The organism is Agrobacterium sp. A3-95 (genome assembly GCF_053521785.1).
Genome location: NZ_JBNWDR010000006.1, coordinates 329,713 through 353,297, shown reverse-complemented (window position 1 = coordinate 353,297; position 23,585 = coordinate 329,713). Strand labels below are relative to the sequence as shown.

At 57.6% G+C, this 23,585-nt stretch carries 25 protein-coding genes and 1 pseudogene; 16 read left to right on the top strand and 10 right to left on the bottom strand.

The genetic code is table 11. The features are described 5' to 3' along the window. Window positions 1-73: 73 nt before the first annotated feature. Window positions 74-496, bottom strand: a complete 423-nt coding sequence (locus ACQZ5Y_RS17920) for a VOC family protein (protein ID WP_035201064.1) — start codon at window positions 494-496, stop codon at window positions 74-76. Between the two features lie 706 nt (window positions 497-1,202). Between ACQZ5Y_RS17920 and ACQZ5Y_RS17915 the strand changes: the two genes are divergently transcribed. The 5 genes from ACQZ5Y_RS17915 (at window position 1,203) to ACQZ5Y_RS17895 (ending at window position 5,555) form a co-directional block, all read left to right on the top strand. Further along, window positions 1,203-1,667 (top strand): nuclear transport factor 2 family protein, encoded by a 465-nt coding sequence (locus tag ACQZ5Y_RS17915; RefSeq protein WP_035201061.1) that lies wholly within the window; start codon window positions 1,203-1,205, stop codon window positions 1,665-1,667. 2 nt (window positions 1,668-1,669) lie between these two features. Beyond that, a complete protein-coding gene (locus tag ACQZ5Y_RS17910) occupies window positions 1,670-2,272 on the top strand; it encodes a TetR/AcrR family transcriptional regulator (RefSeq protein WP_080802486.1) in 603 nt (200 codons plus the stop codon). Between the two features lie 183 nt (window positions 2,273-2,455). Next, window positions 2,456-2,941 (top strand): GlcG/HbpS family heme-binding protein, encoded by a 486-nt coding sequence (locus ACQZ5Y_RS17905; RefSeq protein WP_174051302.1) that lies wholly within the window; start codon window positions 2,456-2,458, stop codon window positions 2,939-2,941. A 63-nt stretch (window positions 2,942-3,004) separates the two neighbouring features. Then, the gene (locus ACQZ5Y_RS17900; RefSeq protein WP_174051304.1) at window positions 3,005-4,639 is read left to right on the top strand and encodes an acetolactate synthase large subunit; all 1,635 of its coding nucleotides are present in this window, start codon (window positions 3,005-3,007) and stop codon (window positions 4,637-4,639) included. Between the two features lie 358 nt (window positions 4,640-4,997). After that, window positions 4,998-5,555 (top strand): pyridoxamine 5'-phosphate oxidase family protein, encoded by a 558-nt coding sequence (locus tag ACQZ5Y_RS17895; RefSeq protein ID WP_035201057.1) that lies wholly within the window; start codon window positions 4,998-5,000, stop codon window positions 5,553-5,555. Between the two features lie 265 nt (window positions 5,556-5,820). On the opposite strand, the pseudogene ACQZ5Y_RS17890 reads toward ACQZ5Y_RS17895, so the two are convergent. After that, window positions 5,821-6,436, bottom strand: a pseudogene (locus ACQZ5Y_RS17890) (Dps family protein). A gap of 44 nt (window positions 6,437-6,480) precedes the next feature. Next, entirely contained in the window at window positions 6,481-7,317 is an 837-nt protein-coding gene (locus tag ACQZ5Y_RS17885; RefSeq protein ID WP_035201510.1) for an alpha/beta fold hydrolase, read from the bottom strand. A gap of 229 nt (window positions 7,318-7,546) precedes the next feature. Between ACQZ5Y_RS17885 and ACQZ5Y_RS17880 the strand changes: the two genes are divergently transcribed. Next, the gene (locus tag ACQZ5Y_RS17880) at window positions 7,547-8,545 is read left to right on the top strand and encodes a GlxA family transcriptional regulator (protein WP_174051369.1); all 999 of its coding nucleotides are present in this window, start codon (window positions 7,547-7,549) and stop codon (window positions 8,543-8,545) included. A gap of 140 nt (window positions 8,546-8,685) precedes the next feature. Here ACQZ5Y_RS17880 and ACQZ5Y_RS17875 read toward each other — a convergent pair whose 3' ends face one another. The 3 genes from ACQZ5Y_RS17875 to ACQZ5Y_RS17865 all read right to left on the bottom strand — a co-directional run bounded on the left by ACQZ5Y_RS17875 (window position 8,686) and on the right by ACQZ5Y_RS17865 (window position 10,662). After that, the gene (locus ACQZ5Y_RS17875) at window positions 8,686-9,150 is read right to left on the bottom strand and encodes a DUF1348 family protein (RefSeq protein WP_174051371.1); all 465 of its coding nucleotides are present in this window, start codon (window positions 9,148-9,150) and stop codon (window positions 8,686-8,688) included. 351 nt (window positions 9,151-9,501) lie between these two features. Continuing rightward, window positions 9,502-9,972: a cyanase gene (gene cynS / locus ACQZ5Y_RS17870; RefSeq protein ID WP_111800966.1), complete on the bottom strand. Its 471-nt coding sequence runs from the start codon at window positions 9,970-9,972 to the stop codon at window positions 9,502-9,504. Window positions 9,973-10,002: 30 nt separating this feature from the next. Then, the gene (locus ACQZ5Y_RS17865; RefSeq protein WP_174051306.1) at window positions 10,003-10,662 is read right to left on the bottom strand and encodes a carbonic anhydrase; all 660 of its coding nucleotides are present in this window, start codon (window positions 10,660-10,662) and stop codon (window positions 10,003-10,005) included. Between the two features lie 111 nt (window positions 10,663-10,773). Between ACQZ5Y_RS17865 and cynR the strand changes: the two genes are divergently transcribed. Then, window positions 10,774-11,673 carry a transcriptional regulator CynR gene (cynR, locus tag ACQZ5Y_RS17860; RefSeq protein WP_174051308.1) on the top strand — a complete coding sequence of 300 codons (900 nt, stop codon included), beginning with the start codon at window positions 10,774-10,776 and terminating at the stop codon, window positions 11,671-11,673. A gap of 17 nt (window positions 11,674-11,690) precedes the next feature. Here the strand turns inward: cynR and ACQZ5Y_RS17855 are convergent, their stop codons facing one another. Next, window positions 11,691-12,626: a LysR family transcriptional regulator gene (locus tag ACQZ5Y_RS17855; protein WP_448781990.1), complete on the bottom strand. Its 936-nt coding sequence runs from the start codon at window positions 12,624-12,626 to the stop codon at window positions 11,691-11,693. Window positions 12,627-12,698: 72 nt separating this feature from the next. Between ACQZ5Y_RS17855 and ACQZ5Y_RS17850 the strand changes: the two genes are divergently transcribed. The 8 genes from ACQZ5Y_RS17850 (at window position 12,699) to ACQZ5Y_RS17815 (ending at window position 18,210) form a co-directional block, all read left to right on the top strand. Next, window positions 12,699-13,331 (top strand): HD domain-containing protein, encoded by a 633-nt coding sequence (locus ACQZ5Y_RS17850; protein WP_035201052.1) that lies wholly within the window; start codon window positions 12,699-12,701, stop codon window positions 13,329-13,331. Between the two features lie 36 nt (window positions 13,332-13,367). After that, on the top strand, window positions 13,368-14,054 hold the full coding sequence (locus tag ACQZ5Y_RS17845; protein ID WP_174051310.1) for an amino acid ABC transporter permease: 687 nt from the start codon (window positions 13,368-13,370) through the stop codon (window positions 14,052-14,054). A gap of 1 nt (window position 14,055) precedes the next feature. Beyond that, window positions 14,056-14,712 (top strand): amino acid ABC transporter permease, encoded by a 657-nt coding sequence (locus tag ACQZ5Y_RS17840; protein WP_174051311.1) that lies wholly within the window; start codon window positions 14,056-14,058, stop codon window positions 14,710-14,712. A gap of 65 nt (window positions 14,713-14,777) precedes the next feature. After that, window positions 14,778-15,566 carry a transporter substrate-binding domain-containing protein gene (locus ACQZ5Y_RS17835; protein ID WP_236763187.1) on the top strand — a complete coding sequence of 263 codons (789 nt, stop codon included), beginning with the start codon at window positions 14,778-14,780 and terminating at the stop codon, window positions 15,564-15,566. 57 nt (window positions 15,567-15,623) lie between these two features. Continuing rightward, on the top strand, window positions 15,624-16,355 hold the full coding sequence (locus ACQZ5Y_RS17830; protein ID WP_174051313.1) for an amino acid ABC transporter ATP-binding protein: 732 nt from the start codon (window positions 15,624-15,626) through the stop codon (window positions 16,353-16,355). Window positions 16,356-16,412: 57 nt separating this feature from the next. Beyond that, entirely contained in the window at window positions 16,413-17,294 is an 882-nt protein-coding gene (locus ACQZ5Y_RS17825; protein WP_142851344.1) for an NAD(P)-dependent oxidoreductase, read from the top strand. A gap of 14 nt (window positions 17,295-17,308) precedes the next feature. After that, window positions 17,309-17,650 carry a hypothetical protein gene (locus ACQZ5Y_RS17820; RefSeq protein ID WP_174051315.1) on the top strand — a complete coding sequence of 114 codons (342 nt, stop codon included), beginning with the start codon at window positions 17,309-17,311 and terminating at the stop codon, window positions 17,648-17,650. Between the two features lie 170 nt (window positions 17,651-17,820). Further along, entirely contained in the window at window positions 17,821-18,210 is a 390-nt protein-coding gene (locus tag ACQZ5Y_RS17815) for a RidA family protein (RefSeq protein ID WP_174051317.1), read from the top strand. Window positions 18,211-18,340: 130 nt separating this feature from the next. Here ACQZ5Y_RS17815 and ACQZ5Y_RS17810 read toward each other — a convergent pair whose 3' ends face one another. The 3 genes from ACQZ5Y_RS17810 to ACQZ5Y_RS17800 all read right to left on the bottom strand — a co-directional run bounded on the left by ACQZ5Y_RS17810 (window position 18,341) and on the right by ACQZ5Y_RS17800 (window position 23,116). Continuing rightward, on the bottom strand, window positions 18,341-19,555 hold the full coding sequence (locus tag ACQZ5Y_RS17810) for a GGDEF domain-containing protein (protein WP_174051319.1): 1,215 nt from the start codon (window positions 19,553-19,555) through the stop codon (window positions 18,341-18,343). 664 nt (window positions 19,556-20,219) lie between these two features. Further along, window positions 20,220-22,160, bottom strand: a complete 1,941-nt coding sequence (locus ACQZ5Y_RS17805; RefSeq protein WP_174051321.1) for a methyl-accepting chemotaxis protein — start codon at window positions 22,158-22,160, stop codon at window positions 20,220-20,222. A 524-nt stretch (window positions 22,161-22,684) separates the two neighbouring features. Next, complete coding sequence (locus ACQZ5Y_RS17800; protein ID WP_025591175.1) at window positions 22,685-23,116, bottom strand: winged helix-turn-helix transcriptional regulator; 432 nt, start codon at window positions 23,114-23,116, stop codon at window positions 22,685-22,687. A gap of 127 nt (window positions 23,117-23,243) precedes the next feature. On the opposite strand from ACQZ5Y_RS17800, the gene ACQZ5Y_RS17795 reads away from it, so the two are divergent. Continuing rightward, window positions 23,244-23,540 carry a YciI family protein gene (locus ACQZ5Y_RS17795; protein ID WP_003519127.1) on the top strand — a complete coding sequence of 99 codons (297 nt, stop codon included), beginning with the start codon at window positions 23,244-23,246 and terminating at the stop codon, window positions 23,538-23,540. Window positions 23,541-23,585 lie beyond the last annotated feature (45 nt).

Sequence of the window (23,585 nt, the reverse complement as noted above, 5' to 3'; positions counted from 1 at the left end):
CAATATGAAACAATTGGTGGAAAATGTTCGTTTCGCTCTGATCGGCCGAGACCCGATCATAGAAATTTCTGGATCACCGCGGATCCCAAGAAAACTCCATCCGACATCCTCCCGGTTCGTAGATCATGAAGTGGATTTTTGGCCCGGTGCCAGAAGCTTCTGGACTAAATTCAATACGAACATCGGGCCACTCTCTGGTCTTGTCGTAGAGCAGATGAAGGTCCTCGAGGGTCCGCACTTTCAGTGCAAGATGATGAAGCCCGACATTTTGGTGACGGTCGAAACCTTGGCTGTGAGATTGATCTTTGATCTGCCAAAGTGTCACTTTGAGGTGGCCGTCTGTAACGAATGCCGCTGGATAGTCGGGCTTTTCGCCGAATAACCTCCAGCCGAGACAGTTCGTGAAGAAAGCGAGGGAAGCGCTCAAGTTCATAACGGTTAGCCCGATGTGATCTACGCCGGTTGTTATGCTTACCGTTGGACTGACATCGCCCATCTAAAATCTCCTTTTGCTGGCAGCGTTATCATGAGTACTTAGAACCTGGGCTTCGGACCGGGTGGGTTTAGCTTCCCAGTGTGGTGGTCTGGACGCTTCGGCACGGCCTCGGGTCATCGTTTGGGCCCTCGGCCCATTGATCAGTAATCCGGATAGCACCTGGATTTATAGAAGCTTTCTCTCCTAATTTAGCTGTTCGAACAGCACCATGACGATATCGGCGACTAGCGAAGCGCTTAAGCGCGATGCGGTTCATCAGATCATGGAGCGATGCTATCCGGTTGGATACAATCCGCAGCGACGCGGGGTCAGTCGCCATTTACCTTCCCATGTTTACTCTTTCGTGTCCGAGGGCGGTGCTGTTTCCGCAGAAATGTGGTGGTTGCACGAACAGTATCTTCCTGGGTCTTCACCCCTTTCGCCACCAAAACCATCGCCCACCGCGCCTGGTGGTCTCTGAGTGGCGGATGCCCAGGCGCTGCTGAGATTTGCCGAAATATACCAGCGCGCAGCCGCACGCTTTGCCAGCACTAGTCTGGCCACTTTAAACGCCGCCGCCGTCGGTTCGCGACCAGAAACGTCCGTCGGAAAAAATTCGCAACGCCTCAAAAAAATCGTTGACACCCAAAATCGCCGTAGCTACTGTACCAATCAGTAAAGAGTTGACCAATGAGTACACAAAGACGATTTGCAAAGGAAAATCAACATGTCACGTCCTCCTCTCCCCCCTTTCACCCGCGAAACTGCTATCGAAAAGGTCCGTTTGGCCGAAGACGGCTGGAACAGCCGTGACGCCGCCAAGGTTGCTTTGGCCTACACACTGGACACCCGCTGGCGGAACCGCGTTGAATTCGCCACCAACCGCGAAGAAGCCCAGGCATTTCTGACACGCAAGTGGAACAAGGAGCATGAATACCGCCTTATCAAGGAGCTCTGGGCTTTCACCGGCAACCGCATCGCTGTACGCTACGCCTACGAATATCGCGATGATAATGGTCAATGGTTCCGTGCGTATGGTAACGAGAACTGGGAATTCGCAGAGGACGGCTTGATGGCGCACCGGCACGCATGCATCAACGAAATGCCGATTGCTGAAGGCGATCGCTTGTTCCATTGGCCGCTCGGCCGTCGTCCGGACGACCACGCCAGCCTCAGTGATCTGGGCCTCTGATCATGGCCCGCATGGTCGCTGAAAGATCCGACGCCGTCGCCTCCCTGGCCGAAGTTTTTCGCGAGCATGGATACGAAGGAGCGAGCCTTGCCTTGATCGGCAAGGCCACCGGTCTTGGCAAGGGCAGCCTCTACCACTTCTTCCCGAATGGGAAGGAGGAAATGGTCCAGGCTGTGCTCGTCGAAATCGAGCAATGGTTTGAAAATTCCGTCTATTCTCCCCTGCGAGACGGAGACGATGCCGATGCCGCGATCACGGCGATGCTCGATGAAACCGCGAAATACTTCAGGTCGGGCAGGCGCGTCTGTCTCGTCGGCGCTTTGGCTGTTACCAACACACGAGACCTATTCGCCCAAGCCATCCGAGGTTACTTCGTCGCCTGGGTGGACGCTCTGCAGGCAGCGCTCGTCCGGCAGGGCCGCGACGCTGAGCGGGCGCGCATCCTCTCGGAAGACGCCGTTCTCTCTATCCAGGGCGCGATCGTCCTATCCCGGGCGCTCGACGATCCCGCCGTCTTCCAGCGCGCAATCGACCAACTCCATGCTCGATTGGCAACCGATGGAAAGACGCTCGACGATAATGCTTCGGATAGCGGGTCGCTTTGATCTCTCGCTGCTTCCTGACCTGAGGCATTGCATCTGCGGGCTCGCCGCCTTGGCGAGCCGGCGGGCTGCGTAGGTAGTGCATTTCGCGAATTCATCGCCGTCGCGATAACCCAGTTGGTTTTTTTGGCGACGTAATTTGCCGCAACGGGGCCGCTCAACGGTCGATATCTGAAGAGATCTCACATGAAGACTTTCATACTGGCCGCCGCCATAGGCGCGCTTGCCGCCAGTTCTGTGCTTGCCCACGACACCGAGCGGGAGACCGGCCTCAGAGCGAGGCTTGCGGTCAAAATCGCTGAGATGGCCGTCGCGGCGTGTGCGGTAGACGGTTACAATGTGTCGGCGGCGGTGACAGATCGATCTGGAGCCCTGCTCGCCCTGATACGCTATGAGAAAGCCGATCCACGCACGATCAACGCGTCTGCGCAGAAGGCACTCATCTCGGCATCGTTGCACAGCCCCACAAGCGCGATGGTCGAGAACCTCATCGGCAGCGCGCATGAGGCAGCGTTGACAGATATTTCAGGCTACTTTGTTTCCGGGGGCGTTCCTATCAAAGCCGGCGAGGAGACGATTGGCGCACTTGGCGTTGCGGGCGCGCCGAATGGCGGCTTGGACGAAGATTGCGCCTACGTCGCAATCGAGGAAGTCAAAAGCGTCCTCAAGTGAGCCCCCCACAAAAATGTGTTTCTTGAAGCCGCGTCTAAGGCTCGGTGGTTTTGGAGATTGGCCATGACTGGCGCTGAACTGCTCGTTAGGGCCCTTGAGAATGAGGGCGTAGAAAAAATTTTTGGCATCCCCGGGGAGGAAAATCTTTTCGTGGTCGAAGCCCTGCGGAAATCCTCGATCCAGTTGGTCGTCACTCGTCATGAGCAAGCGGCGGCCTTTATGGCGGCAACCTATGGCCGGCTGACAGGAAAGCCGGGCGTCTGTATTACGACGCTCGGGCCAGGCGCGTTGAACTTATCCTCCGGCGCGGCGTACGCCCTTCTTGGTGGGATGCCGTTGATCCTCATTACGGGGCAAAAAGGCGTTATGTCTTCCCGGCAGGCACGTTTTCAGGTCGTCGACGTCGTCGCTAGTATGAAGCCGCTGACAAAGCTCACGCGTCAGATCATCTCGCCCAGGATGGTTCCAACCCTGGTTCGTGAGGCCTTTCGGGTGGCGCAGGAAGAGCGCCCCGGTCCAGTTCATCTCGAATTGCCCGAGGATATCGCCGCGGCAGATGGCGGAGAGATCATCATGGTTCCTCCACACGCTCTCGATCTTCCAGTTGCGAGCGGCGAGGCGATAGATCGGGCCGCGGCAATGATCGGCGCTGCGGAACGGCCCTTGATCATGCTCGGTGCGGCAGCCTCGCGTCCGCGATCGACGGCTGATCTTGCAAATTTTGTGATCCGCACAGGGATACCATATTTTACGACACAGATGGGCAAGGGAACCGTTCCCGGCGGTATGGAGCTTTATCTGGGCACCGCCGCTCTTTCCGAACGGGACTACGTCCACGAGGCCATCGAACGGGCTGATCTCATCATCACGATCGGGCACGACACGATCGAGAAGCCTCCCTTCATCATGAACGTTCACGGAGCCAAGGTCGTTCATGTCGGCTACCAGCCCGCCACTGTCGAGCAGGTCTATTTCCCGCAGGCTGAGGTGATCGGGGATATCGGCCCCACCCTCAAGCTCCTGGCGGACCGCCTCGAAGGCAGGCTTCCGAACGCAAAAGCGCTGATCTATCTCAGGCAAGGGATCCTCGCACGCATTGCCGAACGAGAGCTTGAAGCTCGCTTCACTCCGCAACGGATAGTCCACGATGTTCGCGCCGTTATGCCAGCCGATGGGATCCTTGCGCTCGACAACGGCATGTACAAGATCTGGTTCGCTCGCAATTACCGGACCCATGTCGCGAATACGCTGCTTCTCGACAATGCCCTGGCGACGATGGGGGCGGGTTTACCTTCCGCAATGATGGCCTCCATGCTTTACCCGACCCGGCACGTCATGGCTATCTGTGGGGATGGCGGCTTCATGATGAACAGTCAAGAGCTCGAGACCGCGGTGCGTCTGCGGCTCAACCTTGTCATCCTCCTGATCAAGGACAATGCATACGGTATGATCCGCTGGAAGCAGGCGATCGACAGGCTCACCGACTTCGGGATGAGCTTCGGCAACCCCGATTTTGTGAAATACGCCGAGGCCTATGGTGCAAAGGGCACACGCGTCGAGCGCATCGAAGATCTGGAAACGACCTTGGATAATGCGTTCAAGGGCGGCGGCGTACATCTTGTCGAAGTCCCAATCGACTACTCCGAGAACGAGCGCGTTCTGATCCGAGAGTTAGCGCAGAGGCTGCCGGTGGTATGAGATGGTCTGTGATCCTATCGATCCCGCTCGGTAACGACGCGAGCATTGCTGCAAACTGGTAGCAAGATCGTCGCAGTGTTTCTGGTTGCGATAGCCGCGGTCGGCCCTCATCGCGTTCTTCGTGATGACGGGTGCTCTGTTTGGACCTGGGCCTGCCGCATCATCGATATACCCACGACTGTAAGCGTCGAAGGGGTGCCGTATGTTGCACCTGAAGTTGGCCCCTTCATTTGGAACGTCTCTGGTCTCTCGCTTCTGTGAGCTTTATGAGGAACTCTGGATGAACCGGAGGAGGCATGATCTCCTGCCGACTAAATGACTATCTCCTATATTTGTTAGCAAAAAGGACGCATCGGCCGTGGCAAAGCAATTCGAGAGCATCGACGCTCGTCTCCAGGACTTTATCGGTCGGCAGCACATCTTCTTTACCGCCTCGGCCACCGGCCATTCCCGGGTGAATGTGTCGCCGCGAGAGACCGGCTGCCTGCGGGTAGTGGATGCAAATACGGTGGTCTATCTGGACAGGACCGGGAGTGGAAACGAAACCGCCGCGCATTTGCGCGCGGATGGTCGGCTGACGATCATGTTTTGTGCCGTCGAAGGGCCGCCAATGATCTTGCGCCTTTACGGTCGCGGACGCTCCATCCGCCGCGACAGCCCCGAATACGAAAATATCTTGACCACTCACTACAACGGTTCGGAGCCCTCAGGAGCCCGGCAGGTCATTCTACTGGACATCGACCTGGTCCAAACCTCTTGCGGCTTCGGCGTCCCTCTTTTCGACTACAAGGCCGAGCGGCCAAGCCTTGACCAATGGACCGATGCAAAAGGCCGTGATGGTATCGAAATCTATCGTCGGGAAAAGAACACATACAGCATGGATGGCCTACCGACGGGGATGTTCGACGACGCCTAGTCGGGCCGCGAACAATTTCCGCTCCGGCTGGGTAGGATCGCTATTGCCGCCAAGGTTGCCCTGACGACCTGGGTCTGGCTTCAATCGGCCATCCGCCGTTTCCCTTGACGCTCGATCGACCTGCCCGCGTTGGGTTCGCATCAAATCCTGATGGCAGTTGGCGTCCTTGCCATTAGCAATTCGCCATTAGCCAGATGCGGGTTTGCTCCGCCGCCGCCGCGATCCCAAGGGGCGGGGAGCGGAATTCAGGGCACCCTCGGTCAAATCATTGGCCGTTAGTGTCGCGCAGAATCTCGAACGGGAACCAGACACGCTTCTCGGTTTCGTCGATCCAGTTCTCGATCAGACTGGCGGTCGCGACGTCGCCACACTCATCGCAGACGTCATGCAGCGAGCGCATGCTTGCGACAAGGCTGCCATTGTCGTCGCGCAGTTCGGCGAGCATTCCATGTGGATGCACGCAGTCGGCATCATTGTTGCTTGCGCGAGATGTCGCCGATCGACCGCAGCGTGTCGCCGCCAACCTTGCGGACCCGTTCGGCGAGCGGATCGGTCATCGCAAACAGTTCGTCGCCGTGCTCTTCGAGTAGCAGATGGCAATCGCGGAAATCCGATCTGGACATATGCCAGTGAAAATTCTTGGTCTTGATATAGAGCGCGAACACATCTGCCAGCACGGTGGGGGCGCCGGCGGAGATGTCCCTGACCCCGTCGCTGCCCAGTCCTGTCGGACCTCTCAGCGCAGCGGCAGCACGCAATTTGGCCGATTTTCCTGAAAATGAATTGACTATGACGGAGCTGGCGAATCGCTTGAGCGTGCGGCGCGATTCGCCAGGTTGCGGTCGCCGAAGAGGGGCGAAAGCGCCGCCCTTCGGTTTCATTGGCCGAGACAGCCGCGGCGCGGATCATTCGCGCCGTATCGGGGTCAGCCCTTGATGAAGGCCAGCAGATCGGCGTTCAGGACGTCGGCGTTGACGGTGAGCATACCGTGAGAGAAGCCGGGATAGGTCTTGATCTGGCCGTTCTTCAGAAGCTTAATCGACTTCCTGGCGGCATCAGCAATCGGCACGATCTGGTCGTCCTCGCCGTGCAGGACGAGCGTCGGGACGGTGATCGCCTTCAGGTCTTCCGTCTGATCGGTTTCGGAGAAGGCCTTGATGCCGTCATAATGAGCCTTTGCGCCGCCCATCATGCCCTGGCGCCACCAGTTCTGGATCACGCCTTCCTGCACCTTGGCGCCATCCCGGTTGAAGCCGTAGAACGGGCCAGCTGGAACGTCACGGAAGAACTGTGCGCGGTTGGCGGCAAGCGCTGAACGGAAGCCGTCGAAAACCTCGATCGGCAGGCCTTCCGGGTTGGCGGCGGTCTTGACCATCAGCGGTGGGACTGCCGATACCAGAACGGCCTTGGCGACACGACCGGCCGGCTGACCAAACTTCGCCACATAGCGCGCCACTTCGCCACCGCCGGTGGAATGGCCGATATGCACGGCATTTTTCAGATCCAGCGCTTCGACGACAGCGAAAGCGTCGGCGGCATAGTGGTCCATATCATGCCCTTCGGAAACCTGGGCAGAGCGTCCGTGGCCACGGCGATCATGGGCAACGACCCGGTAACCGTTGGCGAGGAAGAACAGCATCTGCGCGTCCCAATCGTCCGACGACAGGGGCCAGCCGTGATGGAAGACGATCGGCTGGGCATCCTTCGGGCCCCAGTCCTTGTAAAAGATTTCAGTGCCGTCTTTAGTTGTTACGAAGCCCATGTCGATATCTCCTTGTGATGAACTGTTTGTGGAAGAGGTTTGTGAGAAGGCGAGCGCCGGGATGCTCACGCTGGCAAGTGCGATGCTTCCGATTAGTACGCTGCGTCTCGACACGAAAAACCGATCTGTGTCGGATGCCATTGTATTTCTCCTGTCGCGCTGTGTTTGCGAATTCCGTATTTGACAAAGAGAACTTAGCGCCATTATCTGGCGGAAACACGTGGCGGAAATGACTTTATCCGAGGCAAAAGTGGCAAATACCAAAGCGCCTGATTTCATTGAGGTGGGCTTACTGGTTTATCCGGATTGTCAGCTGGCTGCCGTCTATGGACTGACCGATCTGTTTCGCGTGGCCAACGACTGGTCTACAAATCTGCAGGCGCCGACAACTTATCGCAACATTCGGGTCAGTCACTGGAAGATGGAGGGTGGTGACGTATCCTGCATATGGGATTCAAGCCCTAGCCTCCCACACGCGTTGAGCTACGTCATCGCGCCGCCTAGCATCATCATGCCTGAGAAGATGCAAAGCATGAGCCCGGCTTCGCAATGGCTCGCGGCCCAGCATGCGCGCGGTGTTACCGTCTGTTCGATTTGTGCCGGGGCGTTTGTCCTTGCTGAGACCGGGCTCATCGACGGCCGACGTGCCACGACCCACTGGGCTTTTGCAGACAGGCTTGCTGAACAGTTTCCCAATATCGACGTCTCACCCGATAATATGATCATCGATGATGGCGATATCATCACCGCTGGCGGAATTCTGGCCTGGGCTGATCTTGGTCTGCTCCTTGTCGAGAAGCTGCTCGGGCAGGCCGTGATGCTTGAGACAGCACGCTTTCTTGTCGTTGATCCGCCGCGTCGCAGTCAGAGCCAGTACAAGGCTTTTCTTCCCCGTTTCGATCATGGCGATAAGGAGGTCCTGCAGGTTCAGCACCAGTTTCATGCCACGCCTGAGCTGCAAAAATCGATCGGTGAGTTGGCGGAGAACGTGCGTCTTTCAGAACGGACACTTCAGCGCCGCTTTTTCCGAGCGACACGGCTGAAACTGACCGAATATCTGCAGAACGTTCGCATCATGAAAGCGCGACAGTTACTGGAAACGACAAATGGTTCCATCGAGACCATTGCCTGGGCGGTCGGATACTCCGATCCCGCAGCATTCCGAAAAATATTCGGCCGATTGACCGGTGCAACTCCAAATGTTTACCGTGGCGATGCGCGACATTGATGCAGCACCAGACCTGGGGCTATTTCGAACTGTAGTGTTACGACAAGCGCAACCCGGCTGGAATGACGCCCGATCTTAAAAATGAACGCGCCAGCGCTGAGGACTGTGCCGGCGGGGTCAAACGTCATTGATAGAGCGATTTAGAGGCCGAGATCGCTCAGCGATGGATGGGCGTCTGGACGGCGGCCCAGCTCCCAACGGAACCTACGATCCGCCTCGGCGATCGGCATCTCGTTGATGCTAGAGTGGCGGTGCGACATCAGACCGTCTGCGGCAAAAAGCCAGTTCTCGTTGCCATAGGCCCGGAACCACTGACCGCTGTCGTCGCAATATTCATAGGCATAACGAACGGCGACGCGGTTGCCGGTGAAGGCCCAAAGCTCCTTGATGAGCCGGTATTCGTGTTCCTTATTCCATTTGCGGGCCAGGAAAGCCTGGGCTTCCTGCCGGTTGGAAGCGAATTCGACGCGGTCACGCCAGCGGGTGTCGACCGAGTAAGCCAAGGCGACCTTCGCTGCATCCCGCGAGTTCCAGCCGTCCTCGGCCAGGCGGACCTTTTCGATGGCGGTTTCGTGGGTGAAGGGCGGTACCGGAGGGCGTGTCACTGTCGCAGCTTTCATGATTCGACTGGTTTCGGCAAGTGCCGAACCTACGAGGGCAACGGCGGGCAGGGCTGTGATGAAAGTGCGGCGTTTCATGCGAATGTACCTATCAATCTATTGGGCTGCACCGATTGATACAGACAGGGTGCGCTTATGCGTGCCTTAGGCAATCAAGCGGGTTGATACCGCAAGCCCCCAGAGGATCCGAGCTGTCTGCACATCAACTCGGGTCACAACCCGGGGGCAATTCACGGCGGCGCCCGTGGTTGCGGCCGTGTCAGGTGCGAGGCGTGGCCCCGCGACCGGAAAGAGGTAGCCCGAGCGCGCAAGGCGTTGCGGTGGCTATCAGCATCGTCAAAACGGCTTTGTAGGAAGGTATTTGCCGTCGAGCGTAATGACTGCTCGGGAGCCGCCTTCTGGATCTTCAACCTTCTCGATGCTCAGCTTGAAGTTGATGGCGCTGATAATGCCGTCGCCGAATTTCTCATGGACCAGAGCCTTCAGCGTGGTCCCATAGACCTGCACGATCTCGTAGAAGCGGTAGATGGTCGGATCGGTCGGCAAACCATTACCGATGCTGCCGCGGATCGGAACCGTCTGAAGCAGGGCAACGGCGGCGTCGTCGAGATCGAGCGTCTTGCCCACGGCCTTGGCGGCGTCCGCTGGGAGAGGATGCTGGCCGAGCAGGGCTGCGGTGACGAAGGCCTCCGACAGACCGGTGCCTTCAGTGATCTGGGCGTAGCTCAGGTCCTTCTTGAGTTTCGATGCGAGGATGACGTCCGTCAGGTCTTGGCGAGCGGCCTGCGTGGCTTGAGACTGCAACATTGGTATTATCTCCTTGGTTGGGATTGGGGCTCAGGCAGCGCGCCTGGCCTGATATTTGATGGCCTGGACTTCGGGATTGTCCGCAAGGGAAACGAAGGCGCCCTTGCTGCCATCGAAAGCTTCGATAAGGCCGCTCGCGATGTCGTAAATCCAGCCATGCAAGGCTAAGCGCCCCTCTTCGAGAGCCAGGCGCACCGACGGGTGGGTCTGGATATTGGCGAGCTGGGCGATGACATTTTCACGCACCATGGATGCGACCTTGGCAGGCTCGTCCTTGTGCTGCCGGGCCTCGTTCACCACACGGGCTGAGTCCGCGTAGCGCAACCAGCTGCCCACAGCAGGCATGTGGTCCAGGCATTTGCATGTCGCGATGGCCGTCATTGCACCGCAATCGGAGTGACCGCAGATCACAATGTCAGAGACCTTTAGTGCCGCGACCGCATATTCGACGGAGGCAGAAACGCCGCCCGGCTCGGGGCCGTAAGACGGAACGATGTTACCGGCGTTTCGGATGACGAAGAGGTCGCCCGGCTCGCGCTGTGTAACCAGTTCAGGCACCAGGCGGCTGTCCGAGCAGGAAATGAACAGAGCCCGCGGATTCTGCTGATTTGCCAAGTCCTTGAACAGCTTGACCCGCTCAGGGAAGGCTTCCCGCTGAAATTTCAGAAAGCCGTCAATAATGTCTTTCATCGCTGCAATCTCCGTTTCGCGATCTGTCGAGGATGAAACTACGGAGAGCGTGGCATAATGTAAAAGTCTCGTTTATTATGCGCTGGATTAGATAATCTTATAGGTCTTAATATGCTCTCTCGACAGGTTCGTTACTTTCTCGCAGTGGCGGAGCAAGAGAGCTTCACGCGGGCTGCGGAGGCCTTGCATGTCTCCCAGCCGGCGCTTTCGCAGCAGGTCAGGTTGTTGGAGGATAGCCTGGGTGTGCAGCTGTTCGACAGAACGGGTCGTACGACACGATTGACGGACTCCGGGGAGGTTTATCTGCAATACGTGCGCCGCGCTTCGCAGGAGTTCCTTGAAGCCAAGCGCGCCCTCCACGACGTCGACGACCTCAGCCGTGGTTCGCTGAGGGTGGCGGTGACGCCGACCTTCACGACCTATCTGGTGGGTCCCTTGGTCGAGGCGTTTCACAGCCGCTACCCGAGTATCTCCCTCAATCTGCGAGAGATTTCCCAGGAGCACATGGAGAATCTACTCCTGTCTGACGAGATCGATGTGGGGATCGCCTTTTCCGGCACGCCGACAGCAGATCTCGACCTCGACTCCCTCCTGGTGGAAACCCTCGCCCTAGTCGTCAGAGCCGGGCACCCTCTGGCAAGTGAAAGATCCGTTGGACTTGATGCGCTGAGCGCGGAGTCACTGGTGCTGTTGAGTGCTGAGTTTGCGACGCGAGATCAGATCGACCGATTCTGCCGTCAGCACAGCATTCAGCCGCGTGTTCAGATAGAGGTCAACTCCATAAGCGCAGTGGTCGAAATTGTACGCCGGACAAGTCTCTCTACACTCCTTCCCGCAACAATCGCCTTCGCGCATCAGGATCTGAAGGCTATTGCCCTCGATCCGGTGCGCCTCCAGCGTACCGCCGTACTGATGCAGCGCCGGCACGGCTACCGAAGTACCGCGGCCAAGACCTTTGTCGCACTGGCAAAAGAGGTCGCGGCCGGGTTGGAGGGTATTCAGGAAGCGTGACGCGACCGCGCAGTTGTTCAGCCGCAGAAAGCGACGTCCACGCTCACCTTGCGGATCATCTGGGCCACTTGGGGCAACGCCCTGACCACCGCGCCCTTGTTGGTCCCGATAAACACGTCTTGCATCGGTAGGCGGGAGTGGGTCCGCAGCGAATGCACCGTGCCCGCTTTCAGCTGCGTATGAAGTAGTCTGCCTGGGAGTATGCTGATACCCGTGCCCGCTTCGACCAGATTGAGGATGGCTCCAAGACTGTTGCATACATTGAGGCGGAGACCGAGCTCGCGGTTACCGCTGAGAGCAGTCGTTGTCAGGGTGTGGAGATTGGATGGCGCGGGTGTCGAGAATATCCGTTGTCGCAGGAGCATCGCGTCCGAAACGAATTCGCGTGGCATTTCAAGTTTGGGGCTGGCAAACCATTCCACCGTCTGACGGCCGAGGAGTTCCAGCGCAACGTTGTCGTGCTCAGGTGGCGTCGACAGAACGGCGATATCGAGAAGTCCTTCGGAAAGCTGTCGGGCGAGGCTATGGCTCGTGTCGACGGTAGCTGCAATGCGGCTTTCAGCAAAGCGTCCATCCAGTTCGTCCAGCAGTGCCGGGAGGCAGACTGCGGCGAAACTATCCATCACACCCACTCTGAGCGTCGGCAGGCGCGTATTGCGTGTCTTGATATTAGATTCGATATCTCTGGCAATGCCGATCATCGCCTCGGCGTAGTGCTTGAGTGCTTCACCCTCGCTGGTCAGCTGCAGCTGCCGTTTTTGCCGAATGAAAAGCGGAACACCGAGTTGTTCCTCCAACTCCTTGATCCGATACGAAACAGTCGGCTGCGTGATGCTCAGCTTCTCTGCCGCGGCGTTGAAGCTGCGCAACTGAGAGGCCCAATAAAAGGCTTCGACTGCCGAGAAACTGAGAGCCATTTTCTTCCATAGAAAAATTCGATCGATACCTGCCAATATCCTAATTGGATTTTGAATTCATTCAACCTTAAGCTCGCTCAATAAGCAGTTTATTCAGGTGATCAAAAAATGTACAAAACGATTTCGCGTGAGCATATTCTCGAAGATCTGCCTGAGATAGCAGATATCCAGTCGGACGAACTTCGAGAGAAGGTTATCGACGCCTGGGTTTTTGCTCTCGAGCGCTCATCTTTTGATCGCGTCACCGACATCCAGGGCGAGGGAAGCCCAAACATCTTTTCGCTCAAGCGTGGTACGCAGGACGCGCATCTGCGCGGCGTGACCCGGCTTGCACTGTCGATCTACGAGGAGTTCAAGGCCACATATCCCGAAGCCAAGGTTGATCGCGACATTCTCCTGGCCGGCGGGCTTTGCCACGACATCGGCAAGACCTGGGAATTCGATCCCGTCATGCTGAAGCGCTCCGAAGAACGTGGCGACCGCTATGGCGATCCCACGTTCCGCCACTCGGCCTACGGCGCGCATGTCTGCCTTTCCGTCGGTCTGCCCGATGAGGTCGGCCATATCTGCATGGGTCACGCAATGGAGTTCGGTCAGATCGGCCACAGTACAGAGTGCTTCATCATCCGTCAGGCCGACCACACCTGGTGGCTCGTCGCGGCAGCCCTCGATCTATGCCATCCCGATACGATCGCACAGGCGGGCAAGAACATTCGCGTCCGTCCCTTGGGCGCCGAATAAAACCGGGCACGGACTGTCACCATACGCGAGGGCAAAATGGCATATACATTCCAGTTCGCATCGTTGGTCCCATATCTGTCGCAGTTTCTCAGCGGTCTCTGGCTGACCATGCTGCTTTCATTCGTGGGCATATTCGGCGGCTTCGCCCTTGGCGTCTTCTGCGCGGTCGTTTCCACGCTTCCCGGACTTGTGCCGCGCCTGCTTGTACGCTGTTACGTGGAACTGATGCGCAATACGCCGCTGCTGGTGCAGATCTTCGTGATCTTCTTCGCACTGCCAAGCCTTGGGCTACGGCTTTCTCCCCTGACATCGGTGCTGGTCGCGCTCATCCTGAACAATGGCGGCTATATTGCCGAGATCGTTAGAGGCGGCATTCAGGCCACTCACCGGAGCCAGTTCGAAGCCGCGGAAAGCCTCGGGCTGACGTACCTCCAGACACTTCGGTTCGTGATCCTGCCGCCCGCACTGGAGAAGGTATTCACGCCGGTCGTTTCGCAATGCGTCCTACTGATGCTATCGACCAGCCTTGTATCGGCGATCGGCGTCGAGGACCTGACAGGGGCTGCGATGATCGCAAGTTCCGAGACGTTCCGGACGATGGAAGTCTATCTGGTAATCGCCGGGATCTACGTAACCCTCAACTTTGTCTTCCGAGCCATCCTCAACGCCGCAGGGCTGCTGATATTCACACGTTCGCGCCGTAAACTCCTCGGGAGGGCATGATATGCGCACATTCGGTACCAACGAATTCCTCTTCATCGTCTATGCCCTTCAATGGACCCTGGCCCTGACCGCAATCGCCTTCCTAGGCGGGGGGATACTTGGGGCGGCACTTGCCCTGCTGCGGATATCGACCAGCCGGACACTGAGAACTTTGACATCGGCTTACATGCAATTCATCCAGGGATTGCCGCTGCTGATCCTGATGTTCATCTGCTACTACGCGCCGTCGCTTTTCGGCTTCGAGCTTAGCGCGATCACGGCGGCCGCAATCGCCTTGACCATAAATTCGGCAGCCTTCCTCGGGGCCATCTGGGAAAGCGCCTTGCGCGCCATTCCCAAAGCACAGTGGGAAAGTGCCGAGGCACTCGCCATGCACCCGCTGAAGGTCCTCCGCTTCGTCATTGTGCCGCAAGCGGTCCGGCTGGCAATGCCTTCGACTGTCGGCTTCCTGGTGCAGATCATCAAACAAACGTCGATTGCGTCGATCATCGGCTTCATCGAGATCACACGTGCCGGACAACTCGTCAGCAATGCCACGTTCGAGCCGCTGAAATCCTTCCTGGCGGTTGCCGCACTCTATTTCATCGTCTGCTTCCCGCTGACACAAATCAGCCTCTGGCTGGAGCATCGAGCCGCCAAACGCGGATCGCGCGCCTAAATTCTTAACGACACGCAGAAGGTCGTTTTCACTAAACCCGGAACTCAAAAACTGTGAGGATTAAAATGCGCTTTAAATCTCTACTCATGCCCCTTGTCGGATTGGCAATCGCGTTTGGAACAACCGCTGCTTCCGCCTCATCGCTCGACGACATCATCGCCCGCAAAAAGGTCATGATTGGCGTGGATCTATCCGTTCCTCCCTTCGGAGTGACCAATGAGCAGATGCAACCCGATGGCCTTGACGTCGATGTTGCGAAGCTGCTCGCGAAGGATCTCGGCGTCCAACTCGAGCTTGTGCCCGTTACCGGCCAGAGCCGCATCCCGTCGCTTCAGACCGGCAAGGTCGACTTCGTTGTTGCCAGCTTCGGCATCTATACCGAACGCGCCCTGTCTGTTGCTTTTTCCAATCCGTACGGCGGGCACAAGTCGGTCATCATCGCCCCCCAGGGTACCGAGATCAAAAGCCTCGAAGACTTGAAAGGCAAGCGCGTCGGCGTGCCTCGCGGAACCGCGCATGAGAAGATCCTTTCTGCGGCTAAGATCGACGGTATGGAACTGGTTCGCTTTGACGACGACAGCACGACGCTAAACGCACTCGTTGCCGGGCAGGTCGACGCAATCGGGACCGTCAATTACATCGCAGCTCAGCTCCAGCAGCGCTATCCCGATAGCAAGTTCGAGGAAAAGGTGACCTATCTTCAGAGCTTCTACGGCGTCGGCATGCGTCGCGGCGATCCGGATCTCCTGCACTGGTTGAATACCGTCCTGTTCGTTCACAATCAGAGTGGAGAGCTTGGCGCGATCTACGAAAAGTGGATGAAAACCCCAATGCCAACTCTACCGTCCTTTTAAGCGCGGCCCTTCGCGAGGTGTCTCGTCGCACCTCGCGTTCCCACCAGGAGATTTGAGATGACCGTAGTAGTCGCAAACAAAATCCGGAAAAGCTTCGGGCCGCTGGAGGTGCTGAAGGGCGTTTCCCTGACAGTTGCGGGCGGTGAGGTGGTCGCACTGATCGGCCGAAGCGGGTCTGGGAAAAGCACCTTCCTGAGATGCCTCAACGGTTTGGAAACGATCAACAGCGGCGAGATTCAGATCGCGGGTCATGGGATGTCGCGAAAGCCTGGAGCGCTACGCGAATTGCGGCGCGACGTCGGCATTGTTTTTCAGAGCTACAATCTGTTCCCTCACCTAACGGCAGGCGAAAACATCATGCTCGCGCCCATTCAGGTAAGAGGCGAGGCTAAGGCTGCGGCCCGTGAAGAAGCCAAGCGGTGTCTCGCACTGGTCGGCCTGGAAGATCGCTTCGATGCCTATCCCGATATGCTATCGGGTGGACAGCAGCAACGTATCGCCATCGCACGATCACTGGCCATGCATCCCAAGGTCCTTCTGTTCGATGAAGTCACATCCGCACTCGACCCGGAACTGACCGGCGAAGTGCTTGCTGTAATCGAAAGCCTCGGCCGTCAGGGCATGACGATGCTGTTGGTCACCCATGAAATGGGTTTCGCTCGTCGGGTCGCCAACAGGACGATCTTCATGAAGGACGGAGTGATCCACGAGGAAGGCCCGTCTTCCGAATTCTTTTCATCGCCGAAGACACCTGAGCTCCAGGCCTTCCTACGGTCTGAAGTCGGCTGATCGAGCCGTCCATTCTATCGCGAAACATTGGCTGCCTTTGGCAGAAGAGGAATTGCTATGTCCACGAAACGGAAAATCGCGCTCATCGGCTGTGGTGTGATGGGAAATGCGATTGGTTCGCGCCTTCTGTCAGCAGGGCATGATTTGATCGCATTCGACCTGGATCAGGCCAAGCTCGCGCAGCTTGAGGCCAAGGGCGCATCCCCGGCGACGTCGGCATCGGATGCGGCCGCTCGCGCCGACGCCGTTGTTCTCAGCCTGAACTCGGCGCGGATCGTTCGAGAGGCCGTCTTCGGCGAAAAAGGGGTCGCAGAAGGAGCCCGTCAGGGGACCGTGGTCATCGACATGTCGTCGATCGATCCGATCGCAACACGCCAGCTCTGCGCGGATGCCCTTGAGTCCGGTATGAAGTGGCTGGATTGCCCGCTTTCGGGCGGCGCACCGAAGGCGCTGGAGGGTAAGCTCACCGTCATGGTCGGGGGCGACCCGGTTGATTTTGCCGAGGCGAAGCCAATCCTCGATGACCTGTGCCAAAACCTGACTCTCATGGGCCCGAGCGGCGCGGGGCAGACGACCAAGCTTATCAATCAAGTCCTGTGCGCGCTCAATTTCGTCGCCGTGGCCGAGGCGACCAAGCTGGCAATCGATTCCGGTGTGGATGCGCAGCGGATTCCCGCGGCGCTGAGTGGCGGCCGCGCCGACAGTGCGATCCTGCAGGAGTTCATGGGTAAGATGGCGCGCAACGACTACTCGCCGACCGGCCGCATCGACAACATGGTCAAGGATCTCTCAGCCGCGCAGTCACTAGCCATCCACACCGGCACTGCAATGCCCATGACATCGCTTTGCATGGAGATCCATCGGCTGATGGTCTCCGCAGGTCTCGGTGCGGCGGATAATGCCGCCCTGATGAAGTTTTACGATGGCCCGAAGGCCTAACGAGGAGGAATGACATGCTGATCCGCTACGCAGAATTCGTTGGAACGATCAAGGCCGGCAAGGAGGACGAATTCTACAGTTTCGTAGAGAAAACGCTGACGCCGCTATGGGCCAAATTTGACGGCGCGGTAAGCGTTGCCGTCTGCCGCGAGCTCGAACGCGACGAGGGTGCGCCGTCCATGCCCCTGCTTCTGGCCATCACCTATCCGGATCAGGCCGCGCTCGAGCGCGCCATGGCCTGCGACGCACGCTTCCAGTCGCGCGAACAGACACAGCACCTGCTGACCATGTTCGACGGCAAGGTCTATCACCGCGTCACCAGTGCCGCGATCCACGATCTCTCGCCACATGGGTAAGGGCAATGACGTTCCCGCTTTTCGACCTTGCCGGTCAGTCACTCCGGCGGGCGAAGTGAAGGACTGTCCGACATCGCTGGCCGTTTCAACTTTTTCATCCAGCAGCGCTTGAAAATTCGCGACGCTCGTATCAGTGCCGCTAGCAACCACCAACGATTGCGAGGACCACTATGGATCGAGAGATCATTATACCCGACGAGATGCAGGAGATCGTCAGTCGAGCCGGCTATGCTCCCGCGGTTAAAGTCGGAGACACAATTTACGTTGTCGGCCAAGTTGGGCGGACCAAGGATCTCAAGATTATTCACGATCCTTTAGAGCAATTCAGAGCCATGTGGGACAATTTACGGATTGTCCTCGAAGCCGCTCATTGCATGTTCGATGACATCGTGGAAATGACAAGCTATCACGTCGAAATGTCGAAGCACATGGACGTGTTCCGGACAGTCAAAAACGAGGTGTTTCCGAAGGGAACCTATGCGTGGACCCGGATAGGTGTCTCTGAGCTCGCGCACCGGGGACTCCTCGCTGAGGTGAAATGTGTTGCCGTAAAGCGATGATGGAACCTTTGTGTCGCGAACGAACCTTTCCACGCTGAGCATTAAAGTTACAGCATCTTAGTGTATCGGAGGCGGTGGACTTTGGTTCGATTCCCTTCAAGGCGTGCTTGTCCAAATGTGCTAGACAGAATTAGGACGCCCCCGTCGCCACTACCCGCAACTGACGACGCAAGGGATCGGCTTGTGGGTGCAGCAGCAATTCGTTTGGTCCTGCGGTCTCGACGCGATTCCGCCCAAGGGCTTTCGCCCGGTACAGCGCGCCATCGGCGCTTGCAAGCATCCCGGCGAGGTCGTGGCGGTCAGGTGCCGCAAGGCCGATACTGACGGTGGCATGGATTTCCAAGCCCTCTGCCCGAGCGGCTGCTTTGGCGAACCGGCTTGCGATCGCCAAGCCGCGACTGAGAGCTTGGGAATGGTCGCACCGTGGCAGAAGCGCAGCGAATTCCTCACCGCCCAGCCGGACAATAAGCGCGTCGGGCCCCGCTTCTTCGCGGGCGGTTTCGGCGAACAGCTGCAAAACCTTATCTCCGGTTTGATGTCCATGACGGTCGTTGATCGCCTTGAAGTGGTCGAGGTCGAAGGCGAGCAGTGAGACGGGGTCACCATGCCGCTCCCGGAGGATCCGAGATGCCTGCTCAAAAAAGGCGTGACGGTTTGCAAGCCCGGTCAACTGATCGGTTTGTGACATGCGGAGCAGGTGGAGCTTTTCCTCCTCTCGAATAATCATCAGAAAGGACATCGGCATCGCTACCGAGTACAAGACGGCCTCGTACATCGTCGCCTTCCCGACGATGGAGATTATATCTTGCCCGTACCGCTCAAGGAGAACAGGGACAATGAACGCTCTGCCAAGGTAGAACACGGCATGGACCGCCGAGATCGATACTGCGATCGGACGTGAGCGCAACCGCTGGACCGTGCGGCTGCGCAGAAGTGTCCATGCTGTCAGGCCGCAGGTCAGCGCGATGGGGATAGACGAGACATGGTTCCAGAAGGCGACCGGGAAGTGCGTGCCAGCGATCGCCCAGGCGATGGCTAGGAAGCTTAGCGCCGCGACGGACGACCAGAGATACCTTTGACCGTCGAGGCCGGCGATGGCGTTAAGGACTAGAAGGTAGCCCAACATCATTAGGATGTTGATCGCCCCCATGCCGAGCGCGACCGGAAAGTGGCTGCGGTTCATTGCAAGCATGCAGCCGAGAACGAACGCGAAGAGTGCCGCGGCCAGAATACCGAGCACGCGTGCGCGACCTGGATGAGCCTGCCTTTCCCAAAGGAGAAGCGACGCTGACACCAGGAGCGTTCCGACGGTCAAATACCAAAGGGTTTGTAAATCGATCTGCATTGCTCTGCCTGCCTTACGTCAAAGCCTACAGGGTGGTGTTTATAAGATTCTTTACGTCGCCTCTCATATTGCCGACATGGTTGGCGTAGCGTTAAGGGTGGTGTTGAGTGCCAGCACTGAAGCTAAGAGTGCGTCCCGCGAAAGTGTTTGCCGGCTGATCGAATTCGACGATACAAGGGGGCTTGTCTCGCGAGAGTATTATCGGTGCTTGGACTATCGCCAGATACGGGGAAGCCCGCTGCATTCGCTTGCCGAGTAAGTCCGCGCATTTAGGTCTGCCTCCACAATGGGCAGGGCATGCGTCGGGATCGGGAAGACTATGGTGAGAAGCGGGCCACCCACAAAACTAGCGGATGGCCCGATCCGCATTTGCAGCCGCCATACCGCCAGCTTTTGCTACGCCGGGAACGGATCAGGCATATCCTGCCAGCGCTCCGGAATGTATCCGGTGTTCTCGATCAGGCATTTATCCCGCTCTGCCCGAATTGCCGCCTGGTTCATGGGATCTGCACCGATGAAGACGATCTCCTGTTGCCCGTCACCCACTGAAGCAGAAGCTGGATGACAAGCAGATTCGACCCCGGGCCCGTTATATGGGGCTATAGGCGCTCATTAGAAAAACGCTGGGCTGCTCCGGAGCACGAAATGCTCCGGAGCAGGATTTTCAGAATTCTTCCCAGTTGCCTCGCGTACCACCGCCAGATCCAGCAACTCGGCGTGCTCTTGGTATGCCCACAATGTCGTTAGATGGCAGCGGCGGCGCTGCGGCCATTGCACGGGCTGAAGTGCGGAGTGCTGTGGACTGCACCGAGGCCATCCTGGTCAGATTGAATTGCGAAAGCTGGGCGGTCAGTGACGCAGCTTCTTTTGCAAGACTGTGACTGGCAGCGGTGGATTGCTCGACCATAGCGGCATTCTGCTGCGTGCCCTGATCCATCGCGTTTACAGCGGTGTTGATCTCCTGGAGACCGATTGACTGTTCTCGCGATGCTTCAACGATCGCACTAACATGCCGGTTGATTTCCTGAACTTCCGAAGAGATGTTCTCCAACGACCTGCCAGCCTCTCCCACCAGATCGACACCGGCCTGCACGTGGTCACCCGAACCGCGTATGAGTGTCTTGATTTCCTTTGCGGCAAGAGCCGAGCGTTGGGCCAACTCGCGTACCTCCTGAGCGACGACTGCAAAGCCCTTTCCAGCTTCACCCGCGCGAGCGGCCTCGACACCGGCATTCAATGCCAGAAGGTTCGTCTGGAACGCAATCTCGTCAATGACGCCGATGATGTTGCTGATCTCCATGGAGGACCTTTCGATCGCCTGCATTGCTGCAACAGCGTTGCGAACGACCTCACCCGATTGTTCCGCTCCCTGACGCGCGCGCCCCACCAGAGCCCCAGCCTCTTCTGCACGACGGGCGGAGTCCTTTACCGCCGTTGTGATCTCTTCGAGCGCCGCGGCCGTTTCTTCGACAGACGCAGCCTGCTGTTCCGTTCGTTTCGAAAGATCGTCTGCAGCAACGCGAATTTCGTTTGCACCGGCGTCGATCCCATGGGCGTTCTGACCGACCTGAAGCAGCGTGTCCTCAAGTTTTTCGAGTGAAGCGTTAAAATTCTCTCGCAGCCGATCAAGCTGTGTCACGAAGGGAGTGGTGATGCGATAGGCGACATTGCCCTGGGACAGCTCCTCCAGGCCGGTTGCCAAACCATCGACAGCGAACTGTGTGTCCGCAGCCTCACGGGCTTTCTGTGCCTCGCGTTCAAGCCGCTCCTTATCAGATAGCGACCGGTTGTTATCCGCCTCATGTTCCAGCCGCAACCGCTCGATAGCGTTGTCGCGGAACACAGCCACGGCTTTGGCCATCTCTCCGACTTCGTCACGCCGATCGGTTCCATGAACCGGTGCCTCGCTCTGGCCTCCAGCGAGCGACAACATACGTTCGCGAAGGGCAGCGATTGGGCCCGTAATGCCGTGTGAGATAAGAACGAGCGTCAGCACAATGCCGACGGCAAAAACAGAGCCGACGACGAGAAGGCTGTAAAAGATCGTGTTTCTCGTTTCCACGCCGAGCGCGGCCGTTTTGTCGGCTATGCTTCTGGAGTAGGCGTTGATCCAGCCGCGCATTTTCGGCAGGGCGACGGCAACCTTTTCATCGGCTTGGGCGAGAAGCTGCTTTGCCTCTGTGTCGCGGTTCGCGGCCCCGGCTTCAATAGCCTTGTCAGTGATGCTGAAGACTTCCTTCGCGTCCGTTTCAAAGGCGGCGAAACTACTTGCCTCGCTCGGAAGTAGGCCTCTGGAATCGTTGATAAGTTCGAAAAAACGCTTCGTGCTTTGCTGGTAATCGTCCTGCGCTACTTTGAACCCATTAGTAGCCGCGTCGTAGGCAAAAGCCTGGTAGGCATCGTAGACGACAGCGACCAACCTTTGGCTGGCAATCGCCATGTTTATCTCGGCCGAGGTCTCGTTTGAAATGAAGTCCGTATAGGTCTCGCCGGACGAACTGTAGTTTTTCGCGATGAGAATATCGCCGCCAATACCGACAAGACAGAGTGGGATTATGAGCGAAAGGATCTTCGTACGAATGCGGGCATGCTGAAGGAATGACATAGGGGGGTGCCCTTCGATTCAATGCGGGGGACTGAGCAAGACATTCATTGTCCTGGTCGCGCGCGGGGCATATCAGCTGGATCGCTGCCATAATTGTTATATAGTAAATTTGTTATTTTATTCTTAAATATAAATTAACTTTCTAGTTGAACATACACGGCGATTCAAACATTGATTGCTCACCGCTCTAGGGGGGTGTTGAACCAAGATCGACGCTTACCCGATAATATGTTCGGATTGGCTCCGGTGGCCACTACGCGGAAATAATTTCCGTTTCCGGCGGGTGCACGGGTTCACATCCTGTCGCACGACAGTTTACCGGACGACCATCTTTATTACTCAACAGCGAAGTCGGTCGACACAGAGACGGTGCGCTATTCGGAGAGAATGGCAGGGCTTCTGTCAGTCGCAGTCCTCGTGTCCACGATACTGTTCTCGACCGACGTGCTTGTGAGGGCCGCCGTGCGCTCAAGCAAGCGGTGACATGCGGAAGCACCAAGTGAAAAGATCGCCATAGATCGACGTCAGCCAGGCATCACGATCTTGATGGGACGCGTCCCGATGGGTTCGCCCGTGGTTCTATCGATCATCACCGGCTCGATTTCCGTGCCCAAGCCTTCATCGAAGAAGCGGGTGAACTCGCCACCGCCGCGATGCTTTCCGCCCCACGCCGCGAGCGCGAAAAGGACCGGGAGAAAGTCCCGCCCTGCATCGGTGAGGACATACTCGTCGCGAGGTGGGCGTTCCGAGTAGCGGCGCTTTTCGAGAAGTCCTTCTTCCGTCATGGCAGCCAAACGTGTCGCCAGCGGTGTAGGCGCAATTCCGAGGTTTTTGCGAAACTCGTCGAACCGCGTGGACCCGGCGTGGGCGTCGCGCATGATCAGCATGCTCCATGCATCGCCTACGAGAGCAAGGCTCCGGGCAATGAGGCATGGCTGGTCCGAAAGATTTTTCATGTTGATCTCATTTTGGTAGTGACTTACTCTTAAAATGATAGTAACCCTTTATCCATCGACATTCCAGCGTAAATTTCTGTTGGCCGTCGAAAACAGCCGGTGCCCAATCCCCATCAGGAAGACGACGATGAAGTTCTATCTCTGCAAATACATACCCCCGCGCCCGGATTTCCTCGCCACGATGACGACCGACGAAAAGACCTGGATGGGCCAGCACGGCACTTATCTCGACAGGCTTCTCGGGGAAGGTAAAATCGTGGCGCACGGGCCTGTCATGGACCCCGCTGGCGGTTACGGCGTCTCGCTTTATCAGATTGAAGACGACGAAAATATCGAGGCGCTGACCTCGCTTGACCCGATCGTGCAAAACGGCGCTGGCCACTACGAGCATTATCCCATGCTTCACATCAAGCATCGCGGCTGAGTCCGCAAACCCCATGTCTCCTCATGCCACCAATTATCGGCCGTC